Here is a 13424-nt window from a genome sequence, read left to right on the forward strand (position 1 = left end):
AGTGATCGCCGAAACCATTGGGGTGGGTTTGGCGGTCGGGCTGATCCTGGGGCTCACCGGGGCCGGCGGCTCCATCTTTGCCGTGCCACTTTATATCGTGCTGCTGAGCCTGTCGGTCAATGACGCCATGGGACTCGCCCTGGGCGCTGTCAGCGTGGCGGCGCTCACCGGCGTCTGGCTGCGCAACAACAGCCGCGACCTGGCCTGGCATCCGGGTCTGATGCTGGCACTGTCCGGTATGTTGACCGCGCCGGCCGGACGCTGGTTGGGGTCGCAGATCGATGAGAAGTTTTTGCTGAGCGGCTTTGCGCTGTTGGCGATCGGCCTCGCCCTGCGCATGTGGCATCAGGCCGGCAGCAGTCAGGCTACTCGCCAGGCAAACCCGTACCGCGACACCGATATGGCGGATACCGCAAGAAAATCCTGGAGTAAAACCAGCTCGCTGTTGCTTACTGGCAGCCTGGCCGGACTGCTCTCCGGCCTGTTCGGTGTCGGCGGGGGTTTTCTGATAGTGCCACTGCTGACACTGCAGTTGGGTATGGAAATCAGGAGAGCGATCGGCACCTCGCTGATCGTCGTGGCCCTCGTCAGCGCTACCGGCTTCGCCTTCCACTTGCTGGCAGTGGCTGAGGTCCCGCTAGGAATTCTCGGCTACAGCAGCCTCGGCAGCGTTATTGGCATTATCGCCGGCACCCTGCTCGCCCGCGGCTTCAGCGGCCCGAGGTTACAGAAACTGTTTGCCCTGGGTGTGATCGGCCTGATGGCCGTCACGCTGTCGAAAATCCAGACATAAAACCACTAATAAGAATTCGGGATATTCCATGCTGTTGCGACAATTATTCGATGATGCTTCCTGCACCTTCACGTATTTGATTGCCGATGAACCCGGTGGCCAGGCCCTGCTGATAGATCCGGTGCTGGACAGAATGGAGACCTACCAGCAGTTGCTGCAGGAGCTCCAACTGGCTCTTGTTTACGCCATCGACACCCACTTACATGCGGACCACATTTCGGCACTGGGAAGGCTGCGCGAACTCACCGGCTGTGAAACCGTGCACGGCGAGCGCTCACTCGCCCGGGGTATCACCAGAAAAGTGGGCGACGGTGACTGGATTCGCCTGCAGCGGGTAAAGTTGCAAGCCATCTATACGCCCGGCCACACCGACGACTCCTACTGCTTCCGCCTGCCGGCAAAGCCCGCCGACCTGCTGTTTACCGGCGATACGCTGCTGATTCGCGGTACCGGCCGCACTGACTTTCAGCAGGGAGATGCCGAGGCGCAGTACCGCAGCCTGGTGGACAGGATCATGTGCTTCGACGATGACACCGTTGTGTATCCCGGGCACGATTACCGCGGTATGACCTCCAGCACCATCGGCGAGGAACGCCGGCACAACCCGAGGCTTCAGGTCGGCGACCAGCGCGAATATGTACGGTTGATGAGGCAGCTAAAACTGGACCGCCCCAAGCAGATGGATATTGCCGTACCGGCCAATCTGAACGGCGGGCTGCTGCGGGAAGCGTGACAACTTTTGACAGCTGCGCTAGCCGTATGCCACTAGCCGTGTGCCTCTGAGCGCGTGTCGCCGGACACGCTGTCCGGTCGGTAGAGGGTGCCGAACAGCCAGTCGCCGATGGGATAGGTGATATTGAAATTGAAGCGCTGCATCAGGCGCGGATCGTGATGCTGGGTATGTAGCCGGCGTAGCGTCGCCATGCCCGGCAGCCGGCCGACCCACGACTCCTCGCGCACGTGATAGGCAAAGTGCAGCAGCTCGTAATTCAGGAAATAGGCAAACACCGTGGCCACATACAGCCAGGCCACATTGGCACCGAGCAGCCAGTGCACCAGCAGTGCCGACGGCACTACCGTGGCCAACAGGAAAAACGCCACCAACACCGGTGGGAACAGCACTGCGTGGAAATCGCGGCTGTTTTCATAGGCCATGGCGTCATCGCGGAAGAAGCGGTGATGGCGCAGGGTGTGACGCCGGTAGACGCCACCGAGCCACTTGCGCCGGTTGTGCATGGGGCCGCGATGCCCCCAATACTCCATCAGGTTCGTGTATATAAAGGCGATGGGAAGCGTCAGCCACTGATACCACGTGGGCTCGTCTAACTGCAGCAGACTAAAGGCAATGACGGCGAGGCTGGCGCTGATGGTAAAGGCCAGGTGCAGCCAGCCGCTGTAGTGGGGACCGATAAACTCAGTGCGGTAGCGCTGGCGGTATTCGTCAGGTTTTTTATTATTTTTCATCGGCGGCACTCATTCACAGACAGTGATTGGCGTAGCCGCTGGAGCCCACCTTCAGAAGGATACGCCCGTAAAACTGCGAGCAGGCTCCGGCAAGCGTAGGGAGACTATCTTAACAGCAGCAGCGGCTGCTGAGTGCTCAACAACATTTTCGCCGTGATGCTGCCCATCAGCAGGTCCCGCAGGCGGTTGTGGCTGAAGGCTCCCATCACGGTCAGGTCGATTTTGTGCTGCGCCTGGTAGGCCGTCAGCGCCTCGACCGTCTTACCCTCGAGACGGCTTGCGGTCACCTCCAGGCCGGCGGTGTCCAGCACTGCGCTGGCTTCCGCCAGCAGGCCCTCGGCAGTCTCGGCCGGGCCGACAAAAACCAGGTGACAGGACAGCTCGCGGAACAGCGGGCTCTCGGCCACCAGTGCCAGCGCCTTGCGCGCCGCGTCGCTGCCGTCGTAGGCCAGCATGATCCGGCGCGGCGGTTCGAACTCCCGGTTCACTACCAGAATCGGCTTGTGCAGCGAGCGCACCACGGTTTCCAGATGGGCACCCAGGCCCTGCTCGGAGCCACCGTGCTCCTCGCCGCGGATGCCCAGGACCAGCACGCGGATGCTGTCTTCCAACTCGACCAGCGATTCGCTCAGGCTATCGTGTCGCTGGCAGGTGGCGATCTGCTTTACGCCCGCCTGCTCGGCGCGCTCCCGCGCCGCCTGCAACATCAGTTTGCCCTGCTGTACCATCAGGCGTGAGCGCTGCTGCTCCAGCGCCGTCAGTTCTTCCAGCAATTCCTCCTGGCTGCCCAGGCCGATGCTGCCGGTCAGGTCCGCCACCGCCGGCACATTGCCGCGCTCGATATTGTGCAGCAGCTTCAACGGTGCGGAGATATTGACTGCGATCCAGGCGGCGTAGTCACATACCGCGCTGGTGTAGTGGGAGCCGTCGATACAGGACAACACCAGCGGCTGCTGGCTGTGGCCGTTGACTTCTTTATTGCTCTCGCTGTTATTGTTATTGGCACTACTGTTGACGGTCATCAGTGTCCTCCGAGGACTCTCTCGATTTCTTCCGGTTTATCGTGCACGCCAAAGCGGTCGACGATCGTCTCGCTGGCTTCGTTCAAGCCCACCAGCTCCACCTGAGCGCCTTCGCGGCGGAACTTGATTACCGCCTTGTCCAGCGCGTGTACCGCCGAGATATCCCAGAAATGGGCGCGGCTCAGGTCGATGACTACTTTATCCACCACTTCCTTGAAATCAAACGCAGCGACAAACTTGTCGGCGGAATTGAAAAATACCTGTCCGACGATTTTATAGGTGCGGCGGCTCTCGGCTTCATCCAGCTCGCTGGCCACATACATAAAGTGGCTCACTTTGTTGGCGAAGAACAGCGACGCCAGCAGCACGCCGACAAATACACCATAGGCCAGGTTGTGGGTCCACACTACCACAATCACTGTGGCCAGCATCACCAGATTGGTGGACAGCGGGTGGCGCTTCAGATTGCGGATGGAGTCCCAGCTGAAGGTACCGATAGACACCATAATCATTACCGCCACCAGCGCCGCCATCGGAATCACCGCCACCCAGTCGCTCAGGAACACTACCAGTGTTAGCAGGCCGACACCCGCCACCAGCGTCGACAGGCGGCCGCGACCACCGGATTTCACGTTGATGACCGACTGGCCGATCATCGCACAGCCGGCCATGCCGCCCAGGGTGCCGGCGGCGATATTGGCGATGCCCTGCCCCTTGCACTCGCGGTTCTTGTCACTCGGCGTATCGGTGATGTCATCGACGATGGTGGCGGTCATCAGAGATTCCAGCAGGCCAACGACTGCCAGGCCGGCGGAGTACGGGAAGATAATCTGCAGCGTTTCGAAGTTCAGCGGCACCTCCGGCCACAGGAAGATCGGCAGCGTATCCGGTAACTCGCCCATATCACCCACGGTGCGGATATCCAGCCCCATAGTGACCGCCACTCCGGTCAGCAGCAGGATGCAGACCAGCGGTGACGGCACTGTCTTGCCGATCACCGGAATCAGCGGAAACAGGTAGATGATACCGAGGCCCGCCGCGGTCATCGCGTACACCTGCCAGCTGCCGCCGATCAGCTCCGGCATCTGCGCCATAAAGATCAGAATCGCCAGCGCATTCACGAAGCCGGTCACCACCGCACGGGAGACAAAGCTCATCAGGCTGCCCAGCTTCAGGTAGCCGGCGATGATCTGCAGCACGCCGGTCAGCAGTGTCGCCGCCAACAGGTACTGCAGGCCGTGCTCCTTAACCAGCGTCACCATCAGCAGCGCCATGGCGCCGGTGGCAGCAGAAATCATGCCCGGGCGACCACCCACAAAGGCAATCACCACCGCGATACAGAAAGACGCGTAGAGACCGACCCGCGGGTCGACGCCGGCGATGATGGAGAAGGCGATGGCTTCTGGAATCAGCGCCAGGGCCACCACCAGGCCGGCGAGTACGTCGCGGCGGATATTACCGAACCAGTCGGCTTTGGTTGAGGAGAGCAACATAGGTAGCAATTACGGAATTGGTCAAAAAAAGGCCGCGCACTCTACCACAAATGGCCCCTGCCCCGCATTTCCGGCAAACGCCCCCAACCTGGAGGTTGGCCGGAAAACTGGCGCTTATGTCCGGCGGACCGCGAGGCGGACAGCGGACACCTGCAGCGGACACCTGCAGTGGTGTCCGCCATCGCCAAACAAATAAAAACCTCAATAATTTCAAGCACTTAACAGGCGGCAAAAAACTGGCACGGCCCTTGCGTTAGTGCAACACAAAGCGGGGCCAAGTGGATATGCCGCCCTGCATCCAAAGTCGACCGCCCGCGCGTCACAACTTTGATAAACGCAGCGCCGGTGACAAGAAATTAAAGAGAAACACTGTTCAGGAACAACGGTAATGATCAGAGACACCTCGGGGCAGGACGTACAAGTCGCCGCAGTACCAGCGTGGAAAAACCCTAAGACACTGAAAATCGGTAGCGCCGCCCTGCTGACCCTCGCCTTCCTGGCCTGGGGTATCAGCTCCTGGCACGCCACCGGCTCGGTGGACAGCACCCTGTCACTGTCGCGCATCAACATCGCCCAGGTGGAGCGTGGCGACCTGATCCGAGATCTGGTCGTGCAGGGCAAGGTGGTGGCCGCCAACAGCCCCACCCTGTATAGCCCGGCCCAAGGCATCGTCAAGTTTGCAGTCAAGGCCGGCGATAGTGTCGAGCAGGGCCAGCTGCTGGCGGAGGTGGACAGCCCGGAGCTGACCAATCAGCTGGCGCAGGAGAAAGCGCTGCTCAACAAACTGACCGTCGAACTGCAGCGGCAGAAGATCCAGGCCAAGCGCCAGCAGCTGGAAAACCAGCAGAAGGCCGACCTGGCCAAGGTCAATCTCACCGCCGCCCGCCGCGAACAGAAACGCGCGGAATTATCGATGGAGAAGCAGATCATCTCGCAGCTGGACTTCGAGAAGACCGGCGACGACCTGGCGCGGGCGCAGCTGGAATACGAACAGGCGGTGCAGAACGCCGAGCTGGAGAAGGAGTCTCTCGCGTTTGAAACCCAGACCCTGGAACTGCAGGTCTCCCAGCAAAAACTGCAGGTGACAGAGCTGGAGCGCCGGGTACGCGACCTGAAGATTCTGTCGCCGGTAAAGGGCACTATCGGCAGCCTGGCCGTAGCCCAGCGCAGCGCCATACCGGCCAACGCCCCTCTGATTACCGTGGTCGACCTGACCAGCTTCGAGCTGGAAGCTGCCGTGCCGGAAAACTACGCCGACGACCTCGGGCTGGCGATGGCAGTGGAAATCAACCTCGGCGGTAAGAAGCTGCCCGGCGAGATCACCGCGATATCCCCCGAAGTCATCAACAACCAGGTGCAGGCACGCGTGCGCTTCACCGACGGACAGCCACAAAACCTGCGCCAGAACCTGCGCCTGACCGCCCGCATCCTGCTGGAAAACCGCAGCGACGTCATGCTGGTCAAGCGCGGCTCCTTCCTCGATCAGAGCGGCGGCCGCTACGCATTCCGCCTCAACGACGACCAGCAGGCGGAGCGGGTGCCCATCCAGATCGGCGCCCTCGGCCTGAGCCAGGTGGAAATCGTCTCGGGCCTGAAGGAGGGGGATCGCATTATCGTTTCCTCCGCCGAGCAACTGGAAAACGCACAACTGGTTGCACTCAAGCAATAAGCCTCCGTTTTTTATCGCACAACATTTAACGAAGAATCAAAGTCAAAACAAAAGGGAAATTCGCCATGCTGAAAATGCACAATATCCGCAAGAGTTATCGCACCGACACCATAGAAACCCACGCGCTGCGGGATTTCAGCCTGCAAGTGAACGAAGGCGAGTTCGTTTCCGTCACCGGCCCCAGTGGCTCCGGCAAGACCACCTTCCTGAATATCGCCGGCCTGCTGGAAACCCCCACCGGCGGCCAGTACCTGCTGGATGGCGAGGATGTCAGCAGCCTGAATGATCGCGACCGCTCCCGTTTGCGCAATGAAAAAATCGGCTTCATTTTCCAGGGCTTCAACCTGATCCCGGACCTGAACCTGTTCGACAATATCGACGTTCCGTTGCGCTACCGCGGCTTCAATGCCAAGGAGCGCAAAAAGCGCATCGAGAAAGTGCTGGAACAGGTCGGCCTGTCTGCACGCGCCAAGCATCTGCCGGCGCAGCTGTCCGGCGGTCAGCAGCAGCGCGTTGCCATCGCCCGCGCACTCGCCGGTGAACCGCGCTTCCTGCTCGCGGACGAACCGACCGGTAACCTGGACTCGCTGATGGCCCGCCAGGTAATGGAGCTGCTGGAATTCATCAACGAGTGGGGCACCACCATCGTCATGGTTACCCACGATCCGGATCTGGCGCGCCGCGCGCACCGCAATATCCAGATCGTCGATGGCCAGGTTTCCGATCTGCAGCACGGCACTGTCGGCGCCGCCCGCGAAATCGCATAAGGGAGACTGTCATGATCGGTTACTACATTTCCCTGGCGATGCGCAGCCTGCGCGGCACGCCAATATTGAGTACCCTGATGATCGCGGCCATCGCCGTCGGTGTCGGCGCGTGCATGACGGTGCTGACCCTGAACTACATGATGTCGCAGAATGCCCTCGCCCATAAAGACGACGTGCTCTACGCGGTGCAGCTGGACGGTTGGGATCCAAACGAGGCGGCTGACACCGCCAATGAGCTGCCCTGGCAGCTGACCTACCAGGATGCGACCGCATTACTGCGCTCGGATATTCCGACGCGCCAGGTGGCCATGCACCGTTTTGGCTTTACGATCACGCTGGACGAGTCGGAGATGCGCCCGTTTACTGCCGATGCCCGCATCACCACGGCGGACTTCTTCGGCCTGTTTGATGTGCCGTTCCTGTTCGGTGGCACCTGGAACGCAGATGCGGACTTCTCTCCGGTGCAACAGGTGGTGCTGTCCAAAGCCACCAATGACAAGGTGTTCGGAGGGGAAAACAGTGTCGGCAAGACCATCAACCTGAACGGTGAACCCTTCACCGTGGTCGGGATCATCGATCACTGGAACCCGTCACCAAAGGTCTATGACCTGAACAACAACCCGTTCGCCGACAGCGAGGAAATCTACATACCGTTTGGCCTGCACCGGAAATTCGAGATTTACAGCTGGGGCAACACCAACGGCTGGTCACATTCGAACGAAGAGGGTTACGAGGGGTTCCTGCAGGGCGAGAGCGTCTGGGTTCAATATTGGGTGGAGCTCGACACAGCGGCACAGAAGGAAAAATACGAGGAGTACCTGACCGGCTATATTCGCCAGCAGAAGGAGCAGGGTCGCTTCCAACGTCCACTGAAATTTGCCCTATCCAAGCCGTCCGAGTGGCTGGTGCTGAACGAAGTCCTGCGCGACGACAACCGGGTACTCGGCTGGCTGTCACTGGCCTTCCTGCTGGTCTGTGTGGTCAACGCGGTAGCGCTGCTGCTGGCCAAGTTTTTGCGCAAGGCACCGGAGGCCGGTGTGCGCCGCGCACTGGGCGCCAGTCGCAATGCAATCTTTATCCAGCACCTGATCGAGAGCAGCTGTATCGGCGTGCTCGGTGGGCTGCTGGGTATTCTACTGTCGCTGCTGGGGCTCGGCGGTGTACGCCAACTGGCCATGGGGCGGATCGATCAGATCGCGTCAATGGACTGGCTGATGGTACTCGCCGCAATCGGACTGGCGGTACTGGCCAGCTTGCTGGCGGGCCTGTATCCGGCCTGGCGTATCAGCCGCACCAACCCCTCCATCTACCTGAAAACCCAGTGAGGACAGCGCCATGTTTGAATTGAAACCCATGTTGTCCGCCCTGTGGCGCAACAAGATTTCCGCACTGCTGATCGCGTTGCAGCTGGCGCTGACGCTGGCGATTGTCAGTAACGCCACCGTAATCGTTCAGGACCGCCTGGAGAAGATCGCGCGCCCGACCGGCATAGCGGTCAGCGATATCATCTCCGTGACCTTTATGCCAGTGCCGGTAAATTACGATATGGCCAGCGCCGTTGCCGCAGACCTTGAGTTACTGCGCAATATGCCGGGAGTCATGGATGCGACGGTGACCAATCAGATACCGCTATCGGGGTCCGGCTCCGCCAGCACCTACTTCACCGAGCCGAACCAGGAAATCGGTGGTGAGAACGCCAACTACTACCAGACCGACGAACACTTCATCGATACGCTGGGATTGAACCTGGTGGCCGGTCGCAACTTCACCCGTGCGGACTTCGATGTGATTGGTCCCAATGATACCTATGAACCGCGCGTTGCCATCATCACGCAGAAATTCGCCGACGTGATGTTTCCCGGTGAAGACGCCGTGGGCAAATTCTTCTACAGCGGCGGTGACGGCAAACCGAGGGAGATCATCGGTGTGGTAGAACGGCATTTGGGCGCCTGGCCCAGCTGGTCGAAGGCAGGCCAGGTGGCCTTCTATCCACTGCTGGTGACCGGCAATCACAAGCGCTACCTGATCCGCACCGAGCCGGGCCAGCGCGATGTCGTGTACAAACAGATTGAGGAGAAACTGGCCGAACGCGATCCGCAGCGTGTTATCCACCTGGATACGCTGTCAAAGAAGATGGCGCAGAGCTACGTCAGTGACAATGTCATGGTGAAGGTATTGTCTGCCGTGATGACGCTGCTGACCTTTATCGTCGCCCTCGGCATTATCGGCCTGACGATTTTCTGGATTAACCAGCGCAGCAAGCAGATCGGTGTGCGGCGTGCGCTTGGCGCTACCCGTGCCAATATCAGTCGCTACTTCCTGGTGGAAAACACCCTGATCGCCGGCACTGGCCTGGTAATCGGCATGGCGGCAGCGCAGGTGATCAATCACTTTATGGTGAACCAGTTCAGCCAGCCCGCCCTGTCGATGGCGACATTGCTGATCTGCGCGGCGATACTGCTGAGCGTCAGCGTAACGGCAGCCCTGGCTCCTGCCATCCGCGCAGCCAATATATCTCCGGCCATGGCCACCAGAAGCGTCTAATCGCCATTTCCTGTATGAAAAACAAGGGGGAGAAATCCCCCTTGCCTTACCTGCAAAAAATTCAAGGAATTCCCATGCCAAAGCTGCTAGGAGCACTGTTATCTATTGCCGCTCTCTCTGCCACCCTATCTGCCCCGCTATCCGCACAGGCAGAGGAGCACCCTGTGGTAGCGGGTCCGACAACACCCCAGAGCCTGATCGAGGAGATTTCTGCCGCGGACCGCCGGCTATTCGAGGCCGTTTTCAATCGCTGCGACCTGAATGCTTCCCAGAGCCTGGTAACGGAAGACTTTGAGTTCTACCACGACAAGTGGGGCAAGACCGCCGATTCCGGTGCCGAGTTTCTGAAATCGATTCGCGATATGTGCGAAGGTCGTAAGACCGGCCGTAATATACAGGCGCGACGGGAGCTGATCGCCGACAGCGTCAGGATTTTCCCGCTGAATAATTTCGGAGCCATTCAGACGGGTACGCACAAGTTTTACGGGCTGCCGCCGGGTAAGGCGCCGGTCTTACGCGAAACCGGCCAGTTTACTCACGTCTGGCAAAAGGTATCCGGACAATGGAAGCTGGCTCGAGTATTGAGCTACGACCACCAGCCCGCCGCAGAAGGTTCCGAGTAACCCTGGACCATCACGCGCCAGGCGCAACGCCTGGCCAAGTCCACCCCCCTCTACGCGCCGTGCACCTGCCCGCCATTTCACGAATACCGGTATAAGGGCATAATGTCAGCGCGGCCTCAATTACGGATCTTAATAACGGCAAAGCAATGGAAAAGGTACTGATCATCGACGACAACCCGGGCATCATTTCAGCCCTTGAGTTGTTGTTGTCCCTGCACGGCATCGATACAGTGAGCGCCGTTACCCCCCCTGCTGGCCTGCAATTACTGCGTGAAAACCCGGATGTAAGCCTGGTCATTCAGGATATGAACTTCACTGCGGACACCACATCCGGAGAGGAAGGGCGCGAGCTTTTCTTTGCCATTCGGGACATCAAGCCGGACCTGCCAGTAATTCTGCTCACCGCCTGGACGCAGCTGGAAATGGCCGTGGAGCTGGTCAAGGCCGGCGCAGCCGACTACCTGGGCAAGCCCTGGGACGACAACAAGCTGATTTCGACGGTCAAAAACCTACTGGAACTGAATGAACTGCAGGAACAACAGCGCAAGTCGCAGCAGCAAGCCAGGCAGGCACGCGAGCAACTGCGCGAAAATTTCGATCTGCAAAACATCATCTACCGCAGCGATGCGATGCAGAAGCTGCTGGAAATGGCCACCCAGGTGGCCAGGTCGGATGTGCCGGTACTGATCACCGGCCCCAACGGCGCCGGCAAGGAAAAAATTGCCGATATCGTGCAGGCCAACTCGCCGCTGCGCGACGGCCCTTATATCAAAGTCAACGTAGGCGCACTGCCGGAGGAACTGATGGAGGCCGAACTGTTCGGCGCCGAGCCGGGCGCCTACACCGGTGCCGGCAATCGCGCGCGCCAGGGTCGCTTCGAAGCGGCTGACGGCGGCACTCTGTTTCTCGACGAGATCGGTGAGCTGTCCGCCAGCGGCCAGGTGAAATTGTTGCGGGTATTGCAGACCGGCGAGTTCCAGCGTCTCGGCAGCAGTCAGACCCGCAAGGTCAGGGTGCGCGTGATCAGCGCGACCAACAGCGATCTGCCGCAACAGATTGCCGACGGAAATTTTCGCCAGGACCTCTTCTACCGCCTGAATGTGATCGAGCTGAAACTGCCACCACTGTGCGACCGACCAGAAGATATATTGCCGCTGGCACGCAGCTTCCTCGATATGGGGCCGGGTGAGACGAAGCAGCTGTCGCCGCAGGCACAGTCGGCGCTGATGCGCTATCGCTGGCCGGGTAATGTGCGCGAATTGCAGAACACCATGCAGCGCGCTGCGGTACTGAGCCAGTCCGAAACGATCGATGAGCAAACGCTGGCGCTGCCGGCGGAGCAGAGTATCGACAAAGCCGATGTCAGCTTTGAGCCGAGTCGCGAGCTACTGGAACAGACCCTGACCAGCTGCAATGGCGTCATCGCCCAGGCGGCGCGGGAGCTCGGCATGAGCCGGCAGGCACTCTACCGCCGCCTGGATAAATACGGTATTCCCTACTGATGTCCAGGCAAATCTCTCTCGAGGGTCGCGTCACCGCCATCTCGGTCGTTGCAGTAATCGCCGGCACCAGTATTCCGTTTGCGCTGCTGTACTTCGACATGGATCCACGCCTCGCATGGGCGTCGGGCCTTATGCTCGCCCTGCCGATCACCCTGTTCCTGCTCAGGCTCGTCACCGGCCCGCTCAGCCGCACCCTGAATGCGCTCGAAGGCGGACTGCTGAATTTCCGCGACGGCGACTTCTCGATATCGCTGGCGACCAGACGTGGTGACCAGCTCGGACAGCTGACCAAACTATACAATGAAGTCGGCGAGATATTGCGCCGCGAGCGCGCGCACATATACCAGCGCGAACTGTTGCTCGACACGGTTATCCAGAGTTCGCCACAGGCGCTGCTGCTGGTCGACCAGGGCGATCACATCATCTACGCCAACAGCAGCGCCCGCCACCTGCTCAACAAGGGCAGACCGATACAGGGGCTGACGCTCGAGCGCCTGCTGACCAGCTGCCCCCGGGAATTGGCCGATGCCATAGCCAAGGGCGAGGACGGCCTGTTCGGTTACAGCGACGGCGACAATCGCCAAACACTGCATATCGGCAACAGCACCTTCGTGCTCAACGCACAGAAACACCGCCTGGTCGTTATTCGCGAAATGACGCGGGAGTTGACCCGTGCCGAGGTCCAGGTGTGGAAGAAGGTCATTCGCCTGATCAGCCATGAACTGAACAATTCCCTCGCGCCCATCTCTTCGATGGCCCACAGCGGCAAACTGCTGATCAAGCAGCCGGGTAAGGAAGAGGCGCTGGAGAAAGTATTCGATATTATCGCCGAGCGCTGTCAGCACCTGACCGAATTTACCCAGGGTTACGCGCGCTTTGCCAAACTGCCGGCACCCAGCTGCGAAACGGTGCAGTGGCAGGAACTGATCGATCGCCTCGCGCCGCTGCACGGATTTACCCTACAGGGCAGCCTGCCGAGCCGGCCGGGGTATTTCGATCCGGTGCAAATCGAACAGGCGCTGCTGAATTTATTCAAGAACGCCGCCGAGGCCGGCAGCGACAAAGATAATACCGAGCTGCTGATCAATGCCAACTCACTCGGACAGGAGCTGATCGTGCGCGATCGCGGCTGCGGTATGAGCGACAGGGTATTGCAGCAGGCGCTATTGCCCTTCTATTCCACCAAGCCCCAGGGCGTGGGACTCGGACTCGCCCTGTGTCGCGAGATCGTCGATGCCCACGGCGGCCATATACAACTGCACAACCGCCCCGGTGGCGGCTTGCAGATCAGCATACGACTGCCCTGGTCAAAATAAATTGATTAGTCCGTACAACCCAAATTCAATCTTTATTTAGGATTTAGCGTACCAGTTAAGGCATAAACTGAAACATTTCTCATAACTTGGCGCGCTATTCTTTCCGGTCATCCTACCCCCGCCCGTCAAACTATCAGCGATCCGCGTATATCAATAACCACTCGGGTCGCTGCGGGCTAGGGACGGCTCGAAATCGGCGCAAGGCAGCGCTTTTCTTCTTTTCCTCCCGCG

At 59.8% G+C, this 13424-nt stretch carries 12 protein-coding genes; 9 read left to right on the forward strand and 3 right to left on the reverse strand.

Annotated elements, in window-relative coordinates; translation table 11 throughout:
- The first annotated feature begins 1 nt into the window (after position 1).
- The gene (locus BLW36_RS13745) at positions 2-793 is read left to right on the forward strand and encodes a sulfite exporter TauE/SafE family protein (RefSeq protein ID WP_170833219.1); all 792 of its coding nucleotides are present in this window, start codon (positions 2-4) and stop codon (positions 791-793) included.
- Positions 794-821: 28 nt separating this feature from the next.
- Positions 822-1526 carry an MBL fold metallo-hydrolase gene (locus tag BLW36_RS13750; protein ID WP_091389722.1) on the forward strand — a complete coding sequence of 235 codons (705 nt, stop codon included), beginning with the start codon at positions 822-824 and terminating at the stop codon, positions 1524-1526.
- A gap of 32 nt (positions 1527-1558) precedes the next feature.
- On the opposite strand, the gene BLW36_RS13755 is transcribed toward BLW36_RS13750, so the two are convergent.
- The 3 genes from BLW36_RS13755 to BLW36_RS13765 form a co-directional block, all read right to left on the reverse strand.
- Positions 1559-2257 carry a sterol desaturase family protein gene (locus BLW36_RS13755; RefSeq protein WP_091389725.1) on the reverse strand — a complete coding sequence of 233 codons (699 nt, stop codon included), beginning with the start codon at positions 2255-2257 and terminating at the stop codon, positions 1559-1561.
- A 104-nt stretch (positions 2258-2361) separates the two neighbouring features.
- The gene (locus tag BLW36_RS13760) at positions 2362-3279 is read right to left on the reverse strand and encodes a universal stress protein (RefSeq protein ID WP_091389727.1); all 918 of its coding nucleotides are present in this window, start codon (positions 3277-3279) and stop codon (positions 2362-2364) included.
- Positions 3279-4772: a SulP family inorganic anion transporter gene (locus BLW36_RS13765; RefSeq protein WP_091389731.1), complete on the reverse strand. Its 1494-nt coding sequence runs from the start codon at positions 4770-4772 to the stop codon at positions 3279-3281. The genes BLW36_RS13760 and BLW36_RS13765 overlap by 1 nt, the downstream gene beginning before the upstream one ends.
- Before the next feature lie 388 nt (positions 4773-5160).
- On the opposite strand from BLW36_RS13765, the gene BLW36_RS13770 reads away from it, so the two are divergent.
- The 7 genes from BLW36_RS13770 to BLW36_RS13800 all read left to right on the forward strand — a co-directional run bounded on the left by BLW36_RS13770 (position 5161) and on the right by BLW36_RS13800 (position 13193).
- Positions 5161-6441, forward strand: coding sequence for an efflux RND transporter periplasmic adaptor subunit (locus BLW36_RS13770; RefSeq protein ID WP_091389734.1), 1281 nt, complete (start codon positions 5161-5163; stop codon positions 6439-6441).
- 65 nt (positions 6442-6506) lie between these two features.
- The gene (locus BLW36_RS13775; RefSeq protein WP_091389737.1) at positions 6507-7208 is read left to right on the forward strand and encodes an ABC transporter ATP-binding protein; all 702 of its coding nucleotides are present in this window, start codon (positions 6507-6509) and stop codon (positions 7206-7208) included.
- A gap of 11 nt (positions 7209-7219) precedes the next feature.
- Positions 7220-8533 carry an ABC transporter permease gene (locus BLW36_RS13780; RefSeq protein WP_091389740.1) on the forward strand — a complete coding sequence of 438 codons (1314 nt, stop codon included), beginning with the start codon at positions 7220-7222 and terminating at the stop codon, positions 8531-8533.
- Positions 8534-8543: 10 nt separating this feature from the next.
- Positions 8544-9752 (forward strand): ABC transporter permease, encoded by a 1209-nt coding sequence (locus BLW36_RS13785; protein ID WP_091389744.1) that lies wholly within the window; start codon positions 8544-8546, stop codon positions 9750-9752.
- Between the two features lie 74 nt (positions 9753-9826).
- Positions 9827-10375 carry a nuclear transport factor 2 family protein gene (locus BLW36_RS13790; RefSeq protein ID WP_170833220.1) on the forward strand — a complete coding sequence of 183 codons (549 nt, stop codon included), beginning with the start codon at positions 9827-9829 and terminating at the stop codon, positions 10373-10375.
- A 146-nt stretch (positions 10376-10521) separates the two neighbouring features.
- Positions 10522-11877: a sigma-54-dependent transcriptional regulator gene (locus BLW36_RS13795; RefSeq protein WP_091389752.1), complete on the forward strand. Its 1356-nt coding sequence runs from the start codon at positions 10522-10524 to the stop codon at positions 11875-11877.
- Positions 11877-13193, forward strand: coding sequence for a sensor histidine kinase (locus BLW36_RS13800; RefSeq protein ID WP_091389755.1), 1317 nt, complete (start codon positions 11877-11879; stop codon positions 13191-13193). The genes BLW36_RS13795 and BLW36_RS13800 overlap by 1 nt, the downstream gene beginning before the upstream one ends.
- Positions 13194-13424: the final 231 nt, after the last annotated feature.

It is taken from the genome of Microbulbifer marinus, assembly GCF_900107725.1.
Classification (GTDB): domain Bacteria; phylum Pseudomonadota; class Gammaproteobacteria; order Pseudomonadales; family Cellvibrionaceae; genus Microbulbifer; species Microbulbifer marinus.

Bases quoted from the DNA above. Each gene is read 5' to 3' on its own strand.
- BLW36_RS13750 (WP_091389722.1), top strand. From the start codon at position 822: ATGCTGTTGCGACAATTATTCGATGATGCTTCCTGCACCTTCACGTAT.
- BLW36_RS13755 (WP_091389725.1), bottom strand. From the start codon at position 2,257: ATGAAAAATAATAAAAAACCTGACGAATACCGCCAGCGCTACCGCACT.
- BLW36_RS13760 (WP_091389727.1), bottom strand. From the start codon at position 3,279: ATGACCGTCAACAGTAGTGCCAATAACAATAACAGCGAGAGCAATAAA.
- BLW36_RS13765 (WP_091389731.1), bottom strand. From the start codon at position 4,772: ATGTTGCTCTCCTCAACCAAAGCCGACTGGTTCGGTAATATCCGCCGC.
- BLW36_RS13770 (WP_091389734.1), top strand. From the start codon at position 5,161: ATGATCAGAGACACCTCGGGGCAGGACGTACAAGTCGCCGCAGTACCA.
- BLW36_RS13775 (WP_091389737.1), top strand. From the start codon at position 6,507: ATGCTGAAAATGCACAATATCCGCAAGAGTTATCGCACCGACACCATA.
- BLW36_RS13780 (WP_091389740.1), top strand. From the start codon at position 7,220: ATGATCGGTTACTACATTTCCCTGGCGATGCGCAGCCTGCGCGGCACG.
- BLW36_RS13785 (WP_091389744.1), top strand. From the start codon at position 8,544: ATGTTTGAATTGAAACCCATGTTGTCCGCCCTGTGGCGCAACAAGATT.
- BLW36_RS13790 (WP_170833220.1), top strand. From the start codon at position 9,827: ATGCCAAAGCTGCTAGGAGCACTGTTATCTATTGCCGCTCTCTCTGCC.
- BLW36_RS13795 (WP_091389752.1), top strand. From the start codon at position 10,522: ATGGAAAAGGTACTGATCATCGACGACAACCCGGGCATCATTTCAGCC.
- BLW36_RS13800 (WP_091389755.1), top strand. From the start codon at position 11,877: ATGTCCAGGCAAATCTCTCTCGAGGGTCGCGTCACCGCCATCTCGGTC.